Source organism: Pseudomonas sp. S3_E10, from assembly GCF_054667615.1.
Map to the genome: position 1 here is coordinate 3,226,735 of NZ_CP162743.1, position 20,638 is coordinate 3,247,372.

21 protein-coding genes are annotated in these 20,638 nt (G+C 60.5%); 13 read left to right on the top strand and 8 right to left on the bottom strand.

Annotation, left to right across the window (positions count from 1 at the left end):
• Positions 1-158 precede the first annotated feature (158 nt).
• From AB4N98_RS14690 to AB4N98_RS14700, 3 genes are all read left to right on the top strand, one after another.
• Positions 159-548: an acyl-CoA thioesterase gene (locus AB4N98_RS14690; RefSeq protein WP_017531011.1), complete on the top strand. Its 390-nt coding sequence runs from the start codon at positions 159-161 to the stop codon at positions 546-548.
• A gap of 114 nt (positions 549-662) precedes the next feature.
• Positions 663-1,550, top strand: coding sequence for a formate/nitrite transporter family protein (locus AB4N98_RS14695; RefSeq protein WP_065879334.1), 888 nt, complete (start codon positions 663-665; stop codon positions 1,548-1,550).
• Between the two features lie 157 nt (positions 1,551-1,707).
• Positions 1,708-2,094, top strand: coding sequence for an MAPEG family protein (locus AB4N98_RS14700; protein WP_065879335.1), 387 nt, complete (start codon positions 1,708-1,710; stop codon positions 2,092-2,094).
• A gap of 74 nt (positions 2,095-2,168) precedes the next feature.
• Here the strand turns inward: AB4N98_RS14700 and mltA are convergent, their stop codons facing one another.
• Positions 2,169-3,365 (bottom strand): murein transglycosylase A, encoded by a 1,197-nt coding sequence (gene mltA, locus AB4N98_RS14705; RefSeq protein WP_065879336.1) that lies wholly within the window; start codon positions 3,363-3,365, stop codon positions 2,169-2,171.
• A 128-nt stretch (positions 3,366-3,493) separates the two neighbouring features.
• On the opposite strand from mltA, the gene AB4N98_RS14710 reads away from it, so the two are divergent.
• The gene (locus AB4N98_RS14710) at positions 3,494-3,943 is read left to right on the top strand and encodes a c-type cytochrome (protein WP_017531015.1); all 450 of its coding nucleotides are present in this window, start codon (positions 3,494-3,496) and stop codon (positions 3,941-3,943) included.
• A 6-nt stretch (positions 3,944-3,949) separates the two neighbouring features.
• On the opposite strand, the gene AB4N98_RS14715 is transcribed toward AB4N98_RS14710, so the two are convergent.
• The 5 genes from AB4N98_RS14715 to AB4N98_RS14735 all read right to left on the bottom strand — a co-directional run bounded on the left by AB4N98_RS14715 (position 3,950) and on the right by AB4N98_RS14735 (position 8,947).
• The gene (locus AB4N98_RS14715) at positions 3,950-4,345 is read right to left on the bottom strand and encodes a DUF1090 domain-containing protein (protein WP_017531016.1); all 396 of its coding nucleotides are present in this window, start codon (positions 4,343-4,345) and stop codon (positions 3,950-3,952) included.
• Between the two features lie 65 nt (positions 4,346-4,410).
• Positions 4,411-6,072 carry an NAD-dependent DNA ligase LigB gene (gene ligB / locus AB4N98_RS14720; protein ID WP_068938109.1) on the bottom strand — a complete coding sequence of 554 codons (1,662 nt, stop codon included), beginning with the start codon at positions 6,070-6,072 and terminating at the stop codon, positions 4,411-4,413.
• 98 nt (positions 6,073-6,170) lie between these two features.
• The gene (locus AB4N98_RS14725) at positions 6,171-6,521 is read right to left on the bottom strand and encodes a hypothetical protein (protein ID WP_017531018.1); all 351 of its coding nucleotides are present in this window, start codon (positions 6,519-6,521) and stop codon (positions 6,171-6,173) included.
• Positions 6,522-6,742: 221 nt separating this feature from the next.
• Positions 6,743-7,933, bottom strand: a complete 1,191-nt coding sequence (gene metK / locus AB4N98_RS14730; RefSeq protein WP_017531019.1) for a methionine adenosyltransferase — start codon at positions 7,931-7,933, stop codon at positions 6,743-6,745.
• Positions 7,934-7,951: 18 nt separating this feature from the next.
• Positions 7,952-8,947 carry an ArsR/SmtB family transcription factor gene (locus AB4N98_RS14735; protein WP_017531020.1) on the bottom strand — a complete coding sequence of 332 codons (996 nt, stop codon included), beginning with the start codon at positions 8,945-8,947 and terminating at the stop codon, positions 7,952-7,954.
• A gap of 259 nt (positions 8,948-9,206) precedes the next feature.
• On the opposite strand from AB4N98_RS14735, the gene tkt reads away from it, so the two are divergent.
• The 6 genes from tkt to fba all read left to right on the top strand — a co-directional run bounded on the left by tkt (position 9,207) and on the right by fba (position 15,534).
• The gene (gene tkt / locus AB4N98_RS14740) at positions 9,207-11,204 is read left to right on the top strand and encodes a transketolase (RefSeq protein ID WP_017531021.1); all 1,998 of its coding nucleotides are present in this window, start codon (positions 9,207-9,209) and stop codon (positions 11,202-11,204) included.
• A gap of 166 nt (positions 11,205-11,370) precedes the next feature.
• Entirely contained in the window at positions 11,371-12,426 is a 1,056-nt protein-coding gene (gene epd / locus AB4N98_RS14745; protein ID WP_460148719.1) for an erythrose-4-phosphate dehydrogenase, read from the top strand.
• Between the two features lie 17 nt (positions 12,427-12,443).
• Positions 12,444-13,607, top strand: a complete 1,164-nt coding sequence (locus AB4N98_RS14750; protein WP_017531023.1) for a phosphoglycerate kinase — start codon at positions 12,444-12,446, stop codon at positions 13,605-13,607.
• A gap of 29 nt (positions 13,608-13,636) precedes the next feature.
• On the top strand, positions 13,637-13,864 hold the full coding sequence (locus AB4N98_RS14755) for a hypothetical protein (protein ID WP_017531024.1): 228 nt from the start codon (positions 13,637-13,639) through the stop codon (positions 13,862-13,864).
• Between the two features lie 61 nt (positions 13,865-13,925).
• The gene (locus AB4N98_RS14760; protein WP_017531025.1) at positions 13,926-14,258 is read left to right on the top strand and encodes an MliC family protein; all 333 of its coding nucleotides are present in this window, start codon (positions 13,926-13,928) and stop codon (positions 14,256-14,258) included.
• Between the two features lie 211 nt (positions 14,259-14,469).
• On the top strand, positions 14,470-15,534 hold the full coding sequence (gene fba / locus AB4N98_RS14765; protein ID WP_003234513.1) for a class II fructose-bisphosphate aldolase: 1,065 nt from the start codon (positions 14,470-14,472) through the stop codon (positions 15,532-15,534).
• Between the two features lie 62 nt (positions 15,535-15,596).
• Here fba and AB4N98_RS14770 read toward each other — a convergent pair whose 3' ends face one another.
• Complete coding sequence (locus AB4N98_RS14770; protein WP_065879340.1) at positions 15,597-15,890, bottom strand: fructose-bisphosphate aldolase; 294 nt, start codon at positions 15,888-15,890, stop codon at positions 15,597-15,599.
• 761 nt (positions 15,891-16,651) lie between these two features.
• Positions 16,652-17,317 (bottom strand): polysaccharide lyase family 7 protein, encoded by a 666-nt coding sequence (locus AB4N98_RS14775; RefSeq protein ID WP_065879395.1) that lies wholly within the window; start codon positions 17,315-17,317, stop codon positions 16,652-16,654.
• A gap of 308 nt (positions 17,318-17,625) precedes the next feature.
• Here AB4N98_RS14775 and AB4N98_RS14780 point away from each other — a divergent pair, with 308 nt between their 5' ends.
• The 3 genes from AB4N98_RS14780 to AB4N98_RS14790 are packed head-to-tail and all read left to right on the top strand — an operon-like array spanning position 17,626 to position 20,591.
• Positions 17,626-19,731 (top strand): putative bifunctional diguanylate cyclase/phosphodiesterase, encoded by a 2,106-nt coding sequence (locus tag AB4N98_RS14780; protein ID WP_116078195.1) that lies wholly within the window; start codon positions 17,626-17,628, stop codon positions 19,729-19,731.
• Positions 19,732-19,774: 43 nt separating this feature from the next.
• A complete protein-coding gene (locus AB4N98_RS14785) occupies positions 19,775-20,275 on the top strand; it encodes a M48 metallopeptidase family protein (protein WP_017531032.1) in 501 nt (166 codons plus the stop codon).
• 19 nt (positions 20,276-20,294) lie between these two features.
• Positions 20,295-20,591 carry a winged helix-turn-helix domain-containing protein gene (locus AB4N98_RS14790; RefSeq protein WP_065879342.1) on the top strand — a complete coding sequence of 99 codons (297 nt, stop codon included), beginning with the start codon at positions 20,295-20,297 and terminating at the stop codon, positions 20,589-20,591.
• Positions 20,592-20,638 lie beyond the last annotated feature (47 nt).

Consider the following 20,638-nt stretch of genomic DNA (forward strand, 5'->3'; position numbering starts at 1 on the left):
AGCGGTGGCGATTATAGCTGTGTGCGCCGGACTTCCCAAGCCTTTCTGTCGGCGGCATGAAGATCGCTCATGGGCTTGATAGGTAATGGCTCATAGAGCTTGGGCCTGGGCTCTGCCATGATGTTGCCCATCATTTCGCAAGACGCTTTGGAGTGACCATGAACTTCCACACCCGCAAATGGGTAAAACCTGAAGACCTCAACCCCAACGGCACCCTGTTCGGTGGCAGCCTGCTGCGCTGGATCGACGAAGAAGCGGCGATCTACGCCATTGTCCAGTTGGGCAACCAACGTGTGGTGACCAAGTACATCTCCGAAATCAACTTCGTCAGCGCCTCGCGCCAGGGCGACATCATCGAGTTGGGCATCACCGCCACCGAATTTGGTCGCACCTCCATCACGCTTACCTGTGAAGTGCGCAACAAGATCACCCGCAAAAGCATCCTGACGGTTGAGAAAATGGTCTTCGTCAACCTCGGCGAAGACGGTTTGCCGGCACCTCATGGGCGTACCGAAATCAAGTACGTCAAAGACCAGTTTCAGGAATAACCCCATCGCGCGTTGATTGTTTGCCGAATCATTGCGCATGGAAATTACCTGGCCACTGAACAGCCATCGCTGGGGCGTGTCGTAGCTACAGGCACCCCTTGGATTCTGGACCTCATGGCCACACACGAAGACGGCAACACCCCCAACCTGTCGCAGGAAGAGCAGCAGGACGTGGACAAGAGCCAGCCGCCTCGGGCAGCGGTGCTGCATGAAATCATCCGTACCCAGGGCGACCAGGAGCTTGAGCGCAATGTCGCCGCCCTATGGTGGTCGGCATTGGCGGCGGGTCTTACCATGGGCCTGTCGTTGATGGCCATGGGGCTGCTCAACTCACGCCTGCCGGACGCTGAAGGCTTCAAGGTCATCGCCAGTTTTGGCTATTGCGCGGGCTTTTTGGCGGTGATCCTGGCGCGTCAGCAACTGTTTACCGAAAACACCCTCACCGCCGTGCTGCCCGTGATGAGCAAACCCACGCTGGCCAACTTCGGGCGCCTGTTGCGGCTATGGACGGTGGTCTTGGTGGGCAACCTGTGCGGCACACTGTTGGTCGCTTACGTGATGCTGCACCTGCCGATCTTCGATACCAAGACCGACCTGGCCTTCCTCGAGATCGGGCGCAAGGTCATGGAAAACCATCCTGGCCAGATGTTCGCCAAAGGCATCGTCTCCGGTTGGATGATCGCGACCATGGTGTGGATGATCCCGTCGATGGAAAGCGCCAAGATGTGGATCATCATTCTGATCACTTACCTGATGGCCTTGGGCGACTTCACCCATATCGTGGTGGGTTCAGCGGAAGTGTCCTACCTGGTGTTTGCCGGCGAACTGCCGTGGAAGGATTTCTGGCTGGTGTTTGCCGGCCCGACACTGGCGGGCAATATCATCGGCGGCAGCTTTATCTTTGCCCTGATCAGCCACGCGCAGATCCGCAGCGAAGGCAGCCTGCCGGGCAAGAAGGCTGCAGACCCGAGGCATCCGCAGCAGATTGACAAGAACCAGTGAATGTCAGGCGTGGCCCGGGGCGGTCCGGTTGTGCGCTTGACCCTCATGCGCGCGATCGAACCTTTCGGCGCGCCACGGCTCCTAGCGGGTAGGTGCGATGTCTGATGTTTAGTGCTAGAACTCTAATTGCTGCATAAAACTACATAAGGAATGAGTGATGACGGTTGCTTTCTGGTGTGTGTTAATCGCCATTTTTCTGCCTTACCTGTGTACAGGTGTGGCCAAGTTCAGTGACGGCAAATTCGGCGCGCGTGATAACCACGACCCTCGGGCTTTTCTGGACAACCTCGAAGGGGTTGCCAAACGTGCCCACAGCGCACAGCTCAACAGCTTTGAAGTGACGCCGGCGTTCGCGGCGGCGGTGATTGTCGCCCACCTGGCCGGCACCGCCGAACTGGTGACCATCAACGTGTTGGCCGTGCTGTTTATCACCAGCCGCCTGCTGTACATCATTTGCTACCTGGCCGACTGGGCGATATTGCGTTCGCTGGTGTGGACGGTGGGCATGGCCTTGATTGCGAGTTTCTTCTTTGTCTCGATCTAAGGTCTGATGCAGGCCCAGTGTGGGAGCCCGCCCACCACACTGGGCCTGCTTCACATTTTGACTTTCAGTGTCTGTCAGCTCCCGGCGGGTGCATCCGGCACCTGCGGCAACGCCGCGCCTTTAGGCCACAACATCCAGATTTGCCCCTGCTGCTTCATGTTCCCCGCCAGTTCACCCGCGGCTTCGCCGGTGCCCCAGAACAAATCCGCGCGTACTTCGCCGGTGATTGCACCGCCGGTATCTTGCGCGGCGACAGGGCGTGCCAGTGGCGTGCCGTCGGGCTTGGTAGTCGACAGCCACAACAGGCTGCCCAGCGGAATCACCTTGCGGTCCACCGCCACGCTGTAGCCGGCGGTGAGTGGCACGTTCAGCGAACCGCGCGGGCCTTCGTTGCTGTCAGGGCGAGCACTGAAGAATACGTAGCTGGGGTTGCTGGCCAGCAACTGCGTAATTCGCTCCGGATGCGCCTTGGCCCAGGCGCTGATCGCGCCCATGGTCACGTCTTCTTTCTTCAGCTCGCCTTGTTCCACCAGCCAGCGGCCGATAGGACGATACGGGTAGCCGTTCTGGTCGCCATACCCGACGCGCAGTTGACGCCCACCCTTGAGCTGAATGCGGCCGGAACCCTGGATCTGCAGGAACTGCAGGTCCATCGGGTTGGTCAGCCAGGCGATCGGTTTGGCGGTGGAGCCTTGGCCGTTGATGGCGCCGGCGTCGTCATAAGGTTTGAGTACACGGCCCTCCAGGCGGCCACGCAGGCGTTTACCCTTGAGTTCGGGGTAGATGCTTTCCAGGTTGACGATGATCAGGTCGTCCGGCACGCCGTACACCGGCACATTTGCTGTGGCGGTCTTGGTCAGGCTGCCGGGATAGACCGGTTCGTAGTAGCCGGTGATCAAGCCGTTCGGGGTATCGTCGGCCGAGCGCAGGCCGAACACATCCAGGCGCTCCTTGAGAAAACCCCGCACGGCTGGCGCATTGCCCGGCACCGTGGCCGCCGCCGCGCAGGTCGCGCCCCATACAGGGTCGGCCTTGAGGCGCTGGCAGGCACTGCGCCAGGATTCAAAACCCGCTAGCAGGTCGCTGTCGGACACCGCCGGCAGGGCCTCCCATACCGCGCTCACATAGGTGGCGACGGCGTGGGGTTTGGCGGGTTCAACAGAGGGGGGTTGTTTACCGCTATCCTTGCCCGCGTCGCAGCCGGCCAGCAGTGCGATCATCGGCAGAGCCCACGCCAGGCGGCGGCTCCAGGGGTTCAACGAGAGGTTCATGCAAGCGATTCCTGAAGTGGTTGCCCGCGCCGTAGCGCCGAGGGGCAACCCTTATTATTAATAGGGCTATTGGTGTTTACGGACGGGGCGGGGATACTGGCCACCGTTTCCCGTGACCCTGAGCCACCATGACTTGTAAAAAAATGACGGTTGTACTGCTGGCCTGCCTGGCATTGTCTGCCTGTGGCGGCGTTGATCCGAATTCGCCGCTGGGCCAGCGCAAGGCGATCTTCAAGCAAATGCTCAAGACCGCTGAAGACCTGGGCGGCATGCTGCGCGGGCGCATCCCGTTCGATGGCGCGAAATTCGCCGAAGGCGCGGTCAAGCTTGACGCGCTGTCCCATGAACCGTGGCAGCACTTCCCGAGCGTACGAGAAGAAGATCACACCAGCGCCAAGGACGACGTGTGGCAAAAACAGGCGCAGTTCCAGCAACTGGCCCGCGACCTGGAAGCGGCCACCGGTGAATTGGTGATCGCCAGCCAAGTTCAGCCCTACAAGGCCAGTAACCTTTCGCCTGCCATACAGAAAGTCGAAGATGCGTGCAGCGCTTGCCATAAACAATTTCGAGACCATTGACCGGGTTTACTGGTCGAGTTCTTCCACGGCGTCCTGCAGTGCTTTGCGGGACTCGGCGAGTTTGTCTTTGCGTTTGTTGATCTTGTCGGCATCGCCCTTTTTCATCGCCTTGTCGAGGTCGGCCTGGCGGCGGCTGACTTCATGCTTGGCGTCGAGCACCTTGTTTTCCCGCTCCTTTTTCAAGGAGGCGTCGGTGCAGTGGGCGGTGACTTCGCTCAGGGCTGTTTCCAGGCCTGCCTGTTGTTCGCTGTTGCCGTGAGCCTTGGCTTGTTCGATCTGGGTGGTGATGGCTTGGCGCTTGGCGGCACAGCCAGTGAGTGGGGAAGCTTCCTCGGCTGCCAGCAGTGGGGTGGCCATAAAGCTTGCGACGGTCAGTAGGGCAAAAGGGGCTAGACATTTCATGTGGGGCTCCGGGGTCGCAAATGGCAGGGTGAATTCTGCCGTGGTTTGAAGGTGGCTGGGTGCGGTCAAAACCCGTCTATTCCGGCCACGTGTAATGTTTCGGCCAGCGCCTGTACCTGCGGGTCGCGAAAAAAAGCGCTCAGTTGCGCTGCGCGACCTGGGCCTATGCCATCGATAGCCAGCCAGGCCTGGGTGTCTCTGGCGGCCAGCGCCTGCCAGTCGCCCTTGAGGTTGTTGCGTGCCGCAGGCGGTACGCCCATAGCTTTGAGCCATTGTGCAAAGGGCCGTTGTCGCGCGCTAGCGAGGCTGTCGAGCAGCCGCGCGCGGCTTTGATCGCCGAAGCCGTCAATGTTAGCAAGCTCTGCCGCATCCAGGGTCAACCAATCGAGAAAGCCTGCGATTAGACCCGCCTGGATCAAAGCGTTCCACGTTTCGCGGCCCAAGTAGGGCAAGGCCAGGCCCTGGTTGCCACTCAGCCAGGTGAGGCGCGCCAGCAACTGGTCTTCGCAGCCGGGGTCCAGTTGCCAGCAACTCAAGGCATGGAAGTCGCGAGGGTCGGGTACTGCAAGGTCGAGCCGGGTGGCATTGCGCAAAATTACCTGGTCCAGGCGAGGGATCACCTGCCCCGCGAGGCTGATGGACACCTGGTCGCCGGGGCGTATATCCAGCGCCTGCCAGCGTTTCAAAGAGCCGGCGCTGACCCGGCTGATCTGCCGGTCATCCAGCCGTACCGGCTCCAATTCCAGAATGGGTGTAATGCGCCCGGTTCGACCGATCTTGAACCGCACCTTGCGCACCAGGGCCAAGGCTTTGGAGGCCGGGTACTTCCAGGCTACAGCCCAGTAAGGCGCACTGGCCCGCCAGCGCTCGGCGGGCGCGCGCGATGCCTGGTGCAACACAACCCCGTCGCTGGCGAAAGGCAGTGGGTGGTTGTACCAATAAGTACGCCAGTGCGCGGCTTCGGTGATGTTCTGCACGGGGTGGCTGTAACGCTGACTGTCGGTGAAACCCCAGCGTGCCAGCGTGGCCAGACGCTCGCTGAACGCCGTAGGGCCTTCGGGCCAGGCCCAGACAAACAGGCCGATGCCGGCGGCGTCGGTATCGCTCAAATGTTTACGGTTCAGCAGCCCGGATACTTTGCTGCGAGCATTGCGCCCGCCCTGGGCCGATTGCACATGGTCGTTGAGGCGCCAATAGAGTTCGCCTTGCAGCACCAGGTCGATGGGTTCCGGCAGTTGCTGGACAATGCCCGGGATCTTGCGCGCGGAGGCGGACCAGTCCTGGCCGAGCACCCCATCGCCGCGACTGACCACCTGCTTCAAGCGGCCCTGGCGATACACCAGCGTCACCGCTACGCCGTCGACCTTGGGTTGAATCCATACGTCCTGGCGGGTGCCCAGCCAGGCGCCCGCCGCCTGTTCATTTGGCAGTTTTTCCAGGCCGGTATGCGCAATCGGGTGAGGCACGGTACCCCGTGAGCTGGCCAGCGGGTTGCCCGGTGCCGCGCTGGTCGGGGCGAAGCACTCGCGCCAATGGGCCAGGCGCTGGCGAGCCTGGTCGTAGAGTTCATCATGGACAGGCGATTGGCCGAGACGGTGATAACTGTCATCCCACAGGCGGATCTGTTCGGCCAGGGTGCTGACCTGTGTCCGGGCTTCGTCCGGGCAGGCTTCGGCCCAGACCCGGTAGGGTAACGCGATGAGTAAAAGGGCGATCAATAAGCGCATCGTGAGCATCCTTGCTCGGAAGGGGCGCCCAGCCTAAATGAACTCCTCAGGCATAAAAAAGCCCCGGCAGTGCGGGGCTTTTTGCGAGGTGTTTCTGCTTACTTGAACAGACCGCCCAGGGCTTTCACGGCATCCGGCTTATCAGCCTTGGCTTCCTGGGTTTGCTGCTTGGCGTCGGCCTTGGCCTGGGCTTCGGCGAGTTTGTCACAACCTTTGTTGATCTGGTCTTGCGCTGCTTTGAAGGCCTTCACTTTCAAGGTGTCTTTGCTGGCTTCGGCCGCATCGATCTTGGTTTGCAGGTCTGCGGATTGTTTCTGGCAGTCGCCGGAATTGCCGCCACCCAACTGGGAAGTCAGGGCGCCGCTCAGTGCGCTCAGGTCAGCGGCGTGGGCCGGCAGGGCGAACAGGCTGAGCAAAAGGGCGGCGGGGGCGAGCGTGGAGATGCGCATGAAAAACCTCAATGTTCGATTGCCTGCACGCTGATGAGTCCCGGGCGGGCGCAGCGCAATATCCAAATTAGGTTAAGGGGCCCGAGAGGGCGCGGATTCTAGTGGGCCATTATTTAGCCTGCAAGGTTTGGATCCAAAAAATGTGAACATCACCGCGAAACACCGGGCAATAAAAAGCCCCGCCGGGCGAACCCGGCGGGGCTTTGGGGTGCGGCGAGCGATTACAGGCCGGCTGCCGTGCGCAGGTCGTCGGCGCGGTCGGTTTTTTCCCAGGTGAAGGTGGTGAAGGTGTCGTCACCGACGGTTTTCTGCGCAGGGGTACGGCCGAAGTGGCCGTAGGCTGCGGTTTCCTGGTACATCGGGTGCAGCAGGTCGAGCATGGTGGTGATCGCATAAGGGCGCAGGTCGAAAACCTCGCGCACCAGTTTGACGATCTTGTCATCGCTGATCTTGCCGGTGCCGAAGGTATTCAGCGAGATCGATGTAGGCTGCGCTACGCCGATCGCGTAGGAAACCTGAATCTCGCAACGTTCGGCGAGGCCGGCCGCCACAATGTTCTTGGCCACGTAACGACCGGCATACGCTGCGGAACGGTCAACCTTGGACGGGTCTTTACCCGAGAACGCACCACCGCCGTGACGGGCCATGCCGCCGTAGCTGTCGACGATGATTTTGCGACCGGTCAGGCCGCAGTCACCCACTGGGCCACCGATGATGAACTGGCCGGTCGGGTTGATGTGGAACTGGGTGTCCTTGCTCAGCAGTTCGGCAGGCAGCACGTGCTTGACGATCAGCTCCATCACGCCTTCACGCAGGTCGGTGTAGGAAACGTCCGGGTTGTGTTGGGTCGAAAGAACCACAGCGTCGATACCGACGACTTTTCCGCCTTCATAACGGCAGGTTACCTGGGACTTGGCGTCCGGGCGCAGCCATGGCAGCAGGCCGGATTTACGCGCTTCGGCCTGACGCTGCACAAGCTGGTGCGAGAAGGTGATCGGCGCCGGCATCAGCACTTCGGTTTCGTTGCTGGCGTAGCCGAACATCAGGCCCTGGTCGCCGGCACCCTGGTCTTCCGGCTTGGCGCGGTCGACACCCTGGTTGATGTCCGGGGACTGCTTGCCGATGATGTTCATCACGCCGCAGGTCGCGCCGTCGAAGCCGACGTCGGAGCTGTTGTAGCCGATGTCGGTGATCACGTCACGGACGATCTGCTCCAGATCAACCCAGGCCGTAGTGGTCACTTCACCCGCGATGATTGCTACACCGGTTTTCACCAGAGTCTCGCACGCCACGCGGGCGAACTTGTCTTGCGCAATGATGGCGTCCAGCACCGCATCAGAAATCTGGTCGGCGATTTTGTCCGGATGCCCTTCAGACACGGACTCGGAGGTGAAAAGGGAGTATTCGCTCATCTCGATGTTTTCCTGATATTACCGATGGTGAGTGTCGCCAGCCGGTCGCTGAAAGTGGCGGACCTGGATCTGGAAACCATTACGTAAGCCTATATAGAGGCTTTCCCCGGGAACGAGCCCCGCAGCGGTGGCCCAACGGGCCAGATCGTCCTGTTCAAATCCCAACCAGAGATCACCGCAGGCCTCCCTGGCCCAATTCTGGTTGTGGCTGCATAAATCCGTAACCAGCAGGCTACCGCCGGGGTGCAGCAACCCGGCCATTTGCTTGAGCGCGTCGGCAGGGGCGGCGAAATGGTGCAAGACCATGTTCAGCACCACGCAGTCGGCCTTGATCGTCGTGCTGTTGAGCGCGTCAGCCAACTGCAGGCTGACGTTACCCAGTGCCTCGCGTTCGCACAGCTGGCGCGCCAGTTCGAGCATGGCCGGGCTGTTATCCAGCGCAGTGACCTGCTGGAAGCGGCGCGCCAGTTCCGGCAGGAAACCGCCATCCCCTGGGCCGACTTCCAAGGCAGTTGCCCCTTCACTGAAGCTCAGCTTGTCCAGCAGTGCCAGTACGCTGTCGCGGTATTGGGCAAGACCGGCAATCAGGTCTTGCTGGGCGCGAAATTTCTCGGCCACCCGTGCGAAAAAGTCTTGGCTCGCCGCTGCGCGCTGCCCATGGACCTGGCTGATGCGCGACTGTACGTCGCCGGGCAGGCTCAGGTTGTCGACTTCTTCAAGCAACGCGGCATGCAGCTTGCCGCCGAGCAAGTCGGTATGGGGCAGGGCGCGGCGGTAGAAAATTGCATTGCCCTCGCGGCGAGTGGCCACCAGGTCGGCCTGGGACAGCACCTTCAAATGGTGGCTCATGCCCGATTGGCCGATGGCGAAGATCTTCGCCAGTTCCAATACGCCGAAGGAGTCATTGGCCAGTGCGCGTAAAACGTTCAAGCGCAGCGGGTCTCCAGCGGCCTTGCACAGGGCTGCCAGTTCATCGCCGTCGTCTGGACGTAGTGAGGGCACGGGTAGGTTCATAAGGCCAGCAGTCTAGTGACGGGCGGGCATACCCGCAAGGTCAATATCAAAAAGTTTTGATATTGATCGATAAGTGGCGGTTATAAGCAGCCGCTATACCCTCTAGACGAACGGGTGTCCGGTTTCTGCAAGGGAATGCCGGGTAAACCGCAGGAAAAACACCCTCAAGTGACTATCTGTCATTGCCCGCAGGCGGTGGCTGAGGGAAAATGCCGGTCCTTTTTTCCGTTTCTTTATTCAAGCCCCCAGGAGATCAGCGATGCCCAGCCGTCGTGAGCGTGCCAACGCCATTCGTGCCCTCAGCATGGATGCCGTGCAAAAAGCCAACAGCGGCCATCCCGGTGCCCCGATGGGCATGGCGGATATCGCCGAGGTACTTTGGCGTGATTACCTGAAACACAACCCGAGCAATCCGTCGTTCGCCGACCGCGACCGCTTCGTGCTGTCCAACGGCCACGGTTCGATGCTGATCTACTCGCTGCTGCACCTGACCGGCTACGACGTCACCATCGACGACCTCAAGAGCTTCCGCCAGTTGCACAGCCGCACCCCGGGCCACCCGGAGTTCGGCTACACCCCAGGCGTCGAGACCACCACCGGTCCCCTGGGCCAAGGCCTGGCCAACGCGGTTGGCTTCGCGCTGGCGGAAAAAGTGCTGGGCGCGCAGTTCAACCGCCCTGGCCACGATATCGTCGACCACCACACCTACGTGTTCCTGGGTGATGGCTGCATGATGGAAGGCATCTCCCACGAAGTCGCCTCCCTGGCCGGTACCTTGGGCCTGGGCAAGCTGATCGCCTTCTACGATGACAACGGCATCTCCATTGATGGCGAAGTCGAAGGCTGGTTCACCGACGACACGCCAAAGCGTTTCGAAGCCTACAACTGGCAGGTGATCCGCAATGTCGACGGCCACGATCCGGAAGAGATCAAGACTGCCATCGACACCGCCCGCAAGAGCGCGCAGCCGACCCTGATCTGCTGCAAGACCACCATCGGTTTCGGTTCACCGAACAAGCAAGGCAAGGAAGACTGTCACGGCGCTCCACTGGGTGACGCGGAAATCGCCCTGACCCGCGAAGCGCTGAAGTGGAATCACGGCCCGTTCGAAATCCCGGCCGACATCTACGCCGAATGGGACGCCAAAGAAAAAGGCCTGGCCACCGAAGCCGAGTGGGACCAGCGTTTCGCGGCCTACTCCGCCGAATTCCCTGAGCTTGCCAACGAACTGGTCCGCCGCCTGGCAGGCGACCTGCCTGCCGACTTCTCGGAAAAAGCCTCGGCCTACATCGCCGAAGTCGCGGCCAAGGGCGAAACCATCGCCAGCCGTAAAGCCAGCCAGAACACCCTGAACGCTTTTGGCCCGCTGCTGCCTGAGTTCCTCGGCGGTTCGGCCGACCTGGCCGGTTCCAACCTGACCCTGTGGAAGGGCTGCAAAGGTGTCTCGGCCGAAGACGCCAGCGGCAATTACATGTACTACGGCGTGCGCGAGTTCGGCATGAGCGCCATCATGAACGGCGTGTCCCTGCACGGCGGCCTGGTGCCTTACGGCGCGACCTTCCTGATGTTCATGGAGTACGCACGTAACGCCGTACGCATGGCCGCGCTGATGAAGAAGCGTGTGATCCATGTGTACACCCACGACTCCATCGGCCTGGGCGAAGACGGCCCGACGCACCAGCCGGTCGAGCAACTGACCAGCCTGCGCACCACGCCGAACCTGGACTGCTGGCGCCCAGCCGACGCGGTGGAATCCGCCGTGGCCTGGAAGCACGCCATCGAGCGCAAGGACGGCCCGTCGGCGCTGATCTTCTCGCGTCAGAACCTGCAACATCAGGTGCGCACCGACGCGCAGATCGCTGACATCAGCCGCGGTGGCTACGTGCTCAAGGATTGCATCGGCGAGCCGGAGTTGATCCTGATCTCCACCGGTTCCGAAGTGGGCCTGACCGTTCAGGCTTACGACAAGCTGACCGCCCAGGGCCGCAACGTGCGTGTGGTGTCCATGCCGTGCACCAGCGTGTTCGAAGCCCAGGACGCCGACTACAAGCAATCGGTGCTGCCGTTGCAGGTCAGCGCGCGTATCGCCATCGAAGCGGCACATGCCGACTACTGGTACAAGTACGTGGGCCTGGAAGGCCGCGTCATCGGCATGACCACCTACGGTGAGTCGGCGCCGGCGCCGGCGTTGTTCGAAGAGTTCGGTTTCACCCTGGAAAACATCCTGGGCCAGGCTGAAGAACTGCTGGAAGACTAAGGCTGTAGATTGAGGTGGCTGTGCTGGCCTCTTCGCGAACAAGCCCGCTCCCACATTTGATCGGGTTCACACAGTTGCAATTGTGAACCCATTCAAGTGTGGGAGCGGGCTTGCTCGCGAAGGTGGTGGCACATTCACCCCTTCACCCAAGTTGATCGAGAACCCCATGCCCCAACCGCGTCCCTACAAAGTTGCACTCAACGGCTACGGCCGCATTGGTCGTTGCGTCTTGCGTGCTCTGTTCGAGCGAGGGGGCGCCGCCGGGTTTGAAATTGTTGCGATCAACGATTTGGCCGACATGGCCAGCATCGAATACCTGACACGCTTTGACTCCACCCACGGCCGCTTTCCCGGCGAAGTGCGGGTTGACGGCGATTGTCTGCATATCAACGGCAACTGCGTGAAAGTACTGCGCAGTGCCACCCCCGAGGGCATCGACTGGGCGGCGCTAGGCGTCGACCTGGTATTGGAATGCTCAGGTGCCTACAACACCCGTGCCGATGGCCAGCGTTTTCTCGACGCCGGAGCACCGTGTGTGTTGTTTTCCCAGCCGATGGCCAGCGAGGCAGATGTCGACGCCACCATCGTCTATGGCATTAACCAGGATTGCCTGACCGGCAGTGAGCTGCTGGTGTCCAACGCTTCCTGCACCACCAACTGCAGCGTGCCGCTGTTGCGCCTGCTGGATCAGTCGATTGGTATTGATTACGTGTCGATCACCACAATTCACTCGGCGATGAACGACCAGCCGGTGATCGACGCCTATCACCATGAAGACCTGCGCCGCACACGCTCGGCGTTCCAGTCGGTGATCCCGGTGTCCACCGGCCTGGCCCGTGGCATCGAGCGCCTGCTGCCGGAACTTGCCGGGCGAATCCAGGCCAAAGCCGTACGGGTGCCGACGGTGAACGTCTCCTGCCTGGATATCACCTTGCAAACCGTCAGCGACACCGATGCCGTGGAGGTCAACCGGATCCTGCGCGACGCCGCTACCAGCGGCCCGCTCAAAGGCCTGCTGGCCTATACCGAGTTGCCCCACGCCAGTTGTGATTTCAACCATGACCCGCATTCGGCGATCGTCGATGCCAGCCAGACCCGCGTTTCCGGCCCGAGGCTGGTGAACATCCTGGCCTGGTTCGACAACGAATGGGGTTTTGCCAACCGAATGCTCGACGTTGCGGAACATTATCTGCATATCGCCTCTAAACAACCTCAACAGTAATTCAGGAACTGCGACCCATGACCGTGTTGAAGATGACCGACCTCGATCTGCAAGGTAAGCGCGTACTGATTCGCGAAGACCTCAACGTCCCAGTCAAGGACGGTGTAGTCACCAGCGATGCGCGAATCCTGGCCTCGCTGCCGACCATCAAGCTGGCCCTGGAAAAAGGCGCGGCCGTGATGGTCTGCTCCCACCTGGGTCGCCCGACCGAAGGTGAGTTCTCCGCCGAAAACAGCCTCAAGCCGGTGGCCGACTACCTCAGCCGTGCCCTGGGCCGCGACGTGCCGCTGGTGGCTGATTACCTGGGCGGCGTGGACGTGAAGGCCGGCGATATCGTGCTGTTCGAAAACGTGCGCTTCAACAAAGGCGAGAAAAAGAACAGCGACGAACTGGCCCAGCAATACGCGGCCCTGTGCGACGTATTCGTGATGGACGCTTTCGGTACCGCTCACCGTGCCGAAGGCTCGACCCACGGCGTGGCCAAGTTCGCCAAGGTTGCGGCAGCCGGCCCACTGCTGGCCGCTGAACTGGACGCACTGGGCAAAGCCCTGGGCGCACCGGCGCAACCGATGGCCGCCATCGTGGCCGGCTCCAAGGTGTCGACCAAGCTGGACGTGCTTAACAGCCTGAGCCAGATCTGCAACCAACTGATCGTCGGCGGCGGCATTGCCAATACGTTCCTGGCCGCAGCCGGTCACCCGGTGGGCAAGTCGCTGTACGAACCGGACCTGCTCGACACCGCCCGCGCCATCGCCGCCAAGGTCAGCGTGCCATTGCCGGTCGATGTGGTTGTTGCCAAGGAATTCGCTGAAAGCGCCGCCGCCACCGTCAAGCTGATCGCTGACGTAGCCGACGACGACATGATCCTGGACATCGGCCCGCAAACCGCGGCCAACTTCGCTGAACTGCTGAAAGCCTCCCAGACCATCCTGTGGAACGGCCCGGTCGGCGTATTCGAGTTCGACCAGTTCGGCAACGGCACCAAAGTGCTGGCCAAGGCGATTGCCGAAAGCTCGGCCTTCTCCATCGCCGGCGGTGGTGACACCCTGGCGGCCATCGACAAATATGGCGTGGCTGACCAGATCTCCTACATTTCTACCGGTGGCGGCGCGTTTCTAGAATTCGTCGAAGGCAAGGTCCTGCCTGCGGTGCAAATGCTGGAAACCCGAGCCAAAGGTTAAGGCACGTGATCAGGAAAAGGAGCATTCCCATGATCAAGTCGTTGGCACTGGTGATTGCAGCGGGCCTGTTGGCCGGCTGTGGCAGCACGCCAAGCGCGGCGCAGGAGGCGAGCAAGCCTGCGCCCGCACAGGATAAAAACTGCTATCAGGCTGACTGGCAAGCCGAGACCATGCCGGTGATCAACAAGCGCATCGGCAACGAACGGCTGGAGAAATACGACTCTGCGCCCAACGGTCAGGAACAGGGTTGCCCTTGACGGGTCTGATCAACTAACCGACAGCAGTGGCGGCCTTTGGGCCGTCGTTCGAGGATTGGCAATGAAAGGCGTTTTCGCCCTGGCGGCACTGGCCCTACTGGCTGGTTGCAGCAGCATGAACATGTTCAATAAGGCAGAACCTGCCGATAAGTGGACCACCTGGACCTGCGACAGCAAGGCCGAGGTCAACTGGCGTTTTGCTAACCAGGCCCGTTCCGAGGTGGATGTACGCCTCGGCGGTTCCGACCAGGTTTACCGTCTTAAACAGGACGTTGCCGCCTCGGGCGTGCTGTACAGCAACGACCAGTTGGCGTTTCACACAAAAGGTGAGGAAGGCCTGGTTTACTGGGTTGCCACCGACGATTTGATCGGGCGTGGCTGCAAGGCCCAATAAGATTTCAAATTTGATGAAATCCAAATGTGGGAGGGGCTTGCCCCTTCCTACATTAAATCCGGTTCCAAAGTGGCATAGGTGGTGGGCCGGACACTGCAATAACGATTCAGCGGGCCAGGCATGCAAAACCTGACCGGCAATAACTTGAATAGCAGCCGCCGCTACGGCAGGCTTGCACGATTAACGACCCTCGACCGGGAGAGACAACACAATGGCACTTATCAGCATGCGTCAAATGCTGGACCACGCAGCCGAGTTCGGCTACGGCGTCCCAGCCTTTAACGTCAACAACCTTGAGCAGATGCGCGCCATCATGGAAGCCGCTGACAAGACCGACTCCCCAGTGATCGTCCAGGCTTCGGCCGGTGCGCGCAAATACGCCGGTGCCCCGTTCCTGCGTCACCTGATCCTCGCCGCGATTGAAGAATTCCCGCACATCCCGGTGTGCATGCACCAAGACCACGGCACCAGCCCTGACGTGTGCCAGCGCTCCATCCAACTGGGCTTCAGCTCGGTCATGATGGACGGCTCCCTCGGCGAAGACGGCAAGACCCCCACCGACTACGAATACAACGTACGCGTGACCCAACAAACCGTAGCCATGGCTCACGCCTGCGGCGTTTCGGTTGAAGGCGAGCTGGGTTGCCTGGGCTCCCTGGAAACCGGCATGGCCGGCGAAGAAGACGGCATCGGCGCCGAAGGTGTGCTGGATCACAGCCAAATGCTGACCGACCCGGAAGAAGCTGCGGACTTCGTCAAGAAAACCCAGGTCGACGCCCTGGCCATCGCCATCGGCACCAGCCACGGCGCCTACAAGTTCACCAAGCCGCCCACCGGCGACGTACTGGCCATCGACCGCATCAAGGAAATCCACAAACGCATCCCCAACACCCACCTGGTGATGCACGGCTCTTCATCGGTACCGCAAGAGTGGCTGGCGATCATCAACCAGTACGGCGGCGACATCAAAGAAACCTACGGCGTACCGGTTGAAGAAATCGTCGAAGGCATCAAGCATGGCGTGCGTAAGGTCAACATCGACACCGACCTGCGTTTGGCCTCCACCGGTGCCATGCGTCGCCTGATGGCCACCAACCCGAGCGAATTCGACCCACGTAAATTCTTCGGTGCTACCGTGACCGCGATGCGTGATGTGTGTATCGCACGCTATGAAGCGTTTGGTACTGCCGGCAATGCCTCGAAGATCAAGCCGATCTCGCTGGAAGCGATGTACCAGCGTTATTTGAAAGGTGAGTTGAACGCTAAGGTGAACTGAGCCTCAGGTGTTTAAAAAGAAGCCCGCAGCGATGCGGGCTTCTTTTTGTGGCCGGATTTTGATCAGCTTGGCGGTGAAGTATCGAACCCTCGCTGTTCAACCACCCGAAACACATCACTCACATCCTGCACCAGAATGCGCGCGGTATTGGCCACGTTATTCAAGTCGCACTCTGCAAAGTCCGGCAGGCTGGAGCAGGCCATCAGGTTGAGGTGTTCGAGGGCGGCGTTGAGGCGTTCGCGCAGGCAGGCGTGGAGGTCGAGCAATGGGGCGTCGCTGTCGATGAGGAGCACTGGGTAATCGGTGGCGGTTTCGGTGCAGGGCGTGAAGCGGCGGGGTGGGAGTTGTTGAACCATGGCAAATATTCCTCGTATCTAAAAGGACTACCGCCGTTCGCTGCGAAACGAATGGGTGGTAGCTGTGTGCGGGTTCGCAGACCGAGGATACGAGGAACCCGGCAGACCCGAAGGTCTCCCACACACAGCCACCATAAAACAGACGTCGGGCGCAGATGCACTCGTCATTGTATTCATGATGCTTGGTTACACACGTATCGTTAGGGCTGCGAAACCCTATCGCCATTCAATGCCAGCGACGGGGCGAGCTATAAGCGTCGACTTGGCATGCCGCAACGGTCGTGTAGGACGAGCGCAGCGTCTTCAGGCAAAGTAGATCAACTGTGGGAACCGCGCTTGTCCGCGATGGCTCCCACAGGGGTTGAATGGTGTGTTTAAGACGTCGGCGTTATTTGCGAATCGTCCTTGGGACTACCGGGACAATTCACGCAAGATCAATACCCAACCGCACAAACGTCACCTGTTTTAATCGCCAAAAACTATAGTCCACTGTTAGTTCTCACAGTTGTTTATGGCGATAGGCGCGCGATGCTAAGGCGGTAAAGCATCACTGACGGGAGCGATAGTGCATGAGCACTCGCAAACCGGTCGCTCCAATGTGGCCACCACCGGGTCGGTTTCCCCCGCCACGCGAGCCCGAGCTAATGCCGATAACGCCCAAAGCCTCAGCGCCGGTTCCTCGCGCGCCTGCAAAGCCACGCTCAAAGGGATAGGCGCTGGGTTCTCTGGTTGCATTGAGTTCCGTTTACAGGGGACGACGTTTATTCGTGATCAATATCCAACTTTTCAAATACCACCTTCGCGCCTTCCTTGCTGTCCCCACTGTTGTCCTGCACATACGCGCCCGCCTTGAAGTACAGCGGTTTGTCGCCCCACGCCGCGCCGATGCGCTCGTTCCATTCGCTGTCGGCGGCGTACACGCTGAGCAGCCCGGCTTTGTTGAGGTTGATTACATAGGTGAAGCTTTTCTCCAGTGGCACATTGGAGGCGACGATGATCACGCGACTGGTGTCTTCATCCGGGCGCATGCGCACTTTGGCGACGATATTGCCGGTCTGAGTCTTTTCCTTGAACTGGTATTCGAGCTTGATCAGTGGCCTTTGGCTGTCGTAGGCGTGGATCTGCCCGATGACGATCTTGCCGCTGGAGGGCACTTGGTTGACCGCCAGGGTGGCGCGCAGGAAGTTGTCGGCTTCGGGGTAGGTCCAGTTGCGCAGACGCCCGTCAGCGTAGGTTTCGCGCAGTTCGCTGCGCGGGTAGATGGCGTTTTCGGTGCGGGTGCCGGTGACGGGGGTCCAGAATTGCACGTTGCTGCCTTCGGCCTGGAAGTACTGGTCGTTGAAGCCGCTGAGCAGTTTCGGTGTTTCGATAGTCGCGGGGGGCGAGCCGACCGGAATGCTCAGGTTCCAAGTGGAGAGGTCGATCATGGTGTTGGCCTTATACAGGGGGTGAAGGCTTTGGCCCGAGGGCCTTACAGGTTCTTTATAGGCGGTGGTCAACCAGTTGTTAAACATTTACTGGCAATTTATTGGCGCCAAGGGAATGCCAAAAAGCCATGTTTCCCATGAATCGTGGCTTGTAGAGGGTGACCGTTAGTCGGCTGACTGAACTTTGGCGCAATGATGGCATCCACGTCACTTCTGATTTTCAGGATCCAGGGCTAGAGTGAGGCCTTGATGTTTGTCCGGGTTTTCTGTCAGAAGTGACCGGAGTAGACCTAAGGAAGAGTCCCAGCATGGAATGCGCTCCACATCACGGCGATGGCAGTTCGGTTCTTCTGGTGGTCGATGACTACCCGGAAAACCTGATCAGCATGCGCGCACTCTTGCAATGTGATGACTGGCAGGTGGTCACCGCAGCGTCCGGCGTGGAAGCCCTAGAGTTGTTGTTGTCCCACGAAGTCGACCTGGTATTGCTGGATGTGATGATGCCCGGCATGGACGGCTTCGAAGTCGCCCGCTTGATGCGCGGCAGCCAGCGAACGCGCATGACGCCGATCATCTTTTTGAGTGCCAACGCCCAGTCACCCGCGGCGGTGCTGGAAGGCTATGCCAGCGGCGCCATTGATTACCTGTTCAAGCCCTTCGACCCGCATATCCTCAAGCCCAAGGTCCAGGCTTTGCTGGAGCATCAGCGTAATCGCCGGGCGTTGCAGCGCCTGAGCCATGACCTGGAATCCGCCCGCGCCTTCAATGCCTCGGTATTGGACAACGCCGCCGAAGGCATCCTGGTCGTCAGTGAGGAGGGCGTGATTGCGTACGCCAACCCGGCGATTTCGCGCCTGCTCAATGCCACGATCCACGAGTTGCAAGGCCAGGAGTTCCTGAGCTTCCTGCAAAAGCCACACGTGCCGGTCTGGTCGGACTCGCAAATGCACGCCGGTTACTGCAAGGGCGAAACCTGGCGCCTGCATGATGCGATCCTGCGTACCGGGCGCGGTCAGCAAGTGTCGGTGGCCTTGTCCTGCGCGCCGTTACCCGCGGAGCAGAAGGCCATGGTGGTGACGGTGTTGGACATGTCTGAAGTGCGCCATTTGCACCAGCAGTTGGAGTTCCAGGCCGTGACCGACCCGCTGACCGGGTTGCTGAACCGGCGTGGTTTCTACCAGGCGGTAGAAAATACCCTGTTGCGCGTCGAGCGGGCCGAGCAGTCCCTGGTGTTGTTGTACCTGGACCTGGATGGCTTCAAGCGGGTCAACGACTCCCTGGGCCATGATGCCGGCGACCGTGTACTGCGTTGGGTTTCCGAGCAACTGCAGGGGTGTCTGCGTTCCTACGACATTATTGGCCGCATGGGGGGGGATGAATTTACCGCGTTGCTGGAGTTGGAGTTCCCGGAGCAGGCCGCGAAAATTTCGGAAAAGTTGATCGAACGGGTGTCCGTGTGCCATCAGGTCGACGGTTTGGATGTGATGCTCGGCGTGAGCATTGGCATCGCAACCTACCCCGATTGCGGCGCGGATTTGAACGGCCTGTTGCGTGCCGCCGACATCGCCATGTACGAAGCCAAGCGTGCGGGGCGTCAGCAATATCGCTATTACGATCAGGAAATGAACGGCCGCGCCCGCTCCCGCCTGATGCTTGAAGACAGCGTGCGCACGGCCATTCAAAACAAGGATTTCGTCCTGGTCTACCAGCCCCAGGTTTCCCTGGCGGACGGGCGTTTGCGCGGGGTTGAGGCGCTGTTGCGGTGGCAGCACCCCAGTGTCGGCGATGTGCCGCCGGGGTTGTTCTTGCCGTTGCTGGAAGAAGCGCGGCTGATCAGCCAATTAAGCGCATGGATCTACCAACAGGCCGCTGCCCAGCGTCAGGCGTGGCAAGCCACCTTCGACGATGACCTGGTGTTGAGCGTGAGCCTGAGCAGCAACCAGTTCAATATGCCCAACCTGGTGACGCAACTGCAGCAGGTGCTGGAGCGACATGGGTTACAGGGGCGTCAGTTGGAGGTGCAAATCAGCGAAGACAGCTTGATGAGCAACCTGGAAGCATCTGCCAAGCAGCTCAAGTTGCTGCGCCAAATCGGCGTGCGCATCGCCCTGGATGACTTCGGTTCGGGCAGCTGTTCCCTGGCCCACCTGCGCGACCTGGCGTTCGACACCCTCAAGCTCGACCCGCAATTGGTCGCGCGCCTGCCCGGCTCGGCCCGCGACGCGGCGATGGCGCGCAGCATTATCGAGCTGTGCGCGCATTTTGAGGTGCTGGTGGTGGCCGAGGGCGTGGAAACCCAGGAGCAAGCCAACTGGCTCAAGGCCCAGGGTTGCCCGTTTGTCCAGGGGGCATGGGCGGCGCCACCGCTGATGGCCTCGGAAGTAGCCGACTGGGCGCGCGCCCGCCTGCGTTGAATTCGCTACACTGACGGCCATTCGAACCTTGTTGCAGACCTCAATGACCGCGCTGAAATACCTCCAGGCCTACCCGCCCGCTCTTCAGGAACAAGTGCGCCAACTGATCGCCAAGGACCAGTTGGGTGCCTATCTGGACCAGCGTTACCCCGAACGCCATGCCGTACAGAGCGATAAGGCCCTGTACGCCTACGCCTTGGCCTTGAAGCAGGAGCACCTGCGCAACGCCCCCGCCATCGACAAAGTGCTGTTCGATAACCGCCTGGACCTGACCCACCGCGCCCTCGGCCTGCACACCACGATTTCGCGGGTGCAGGGCGGCAACCTGAAGGCCAAGAAAGAGATCCGCATTGCCGCGCTGTTCAAAGAGGCGGCACCGCAATTCCTGCGCATGATCGTGGTACATGAGCTGGCGCACTTCAAGGAATCGGACCACAACAAGGCGTTCTACAAACTCTGCGACTACATGATGCCAGGCTACCACCAGGTGGAATTCGACCTGCGCGTGTACCTCACGTATCGCGACCTGCAGGGTAAACCCTGACCGCACAAGGCGACCCACCATGGAAGTGAGCAAGACCAAAAGCAGTTTCTATCGCCGTCTGTACGTGGCGTACCTGATCGACAGTGGGCTGGCCAGCAGCGTCCCGGCGTTGACCGACGTCACCGGCATGCCCCGACGCACGGCGCAGGACACGATTGCGGCGTTGGCCGATCTGGATATCGTGTGTGAATTCGAGCAGGAGGAAGGTGCCCGCAACCATGCCGGGCAGTATCGGATTCGTGATTGGGGGGCGATTGATCGGCGTTGGATCGAGGGTAATCTGGCGGCCATCAAACAGGTTTTGGGTTATCCCTGACGTTTTGCGCTGAACCGGCTGGCGCCATCGGGAGCAAGCCCCCTTCC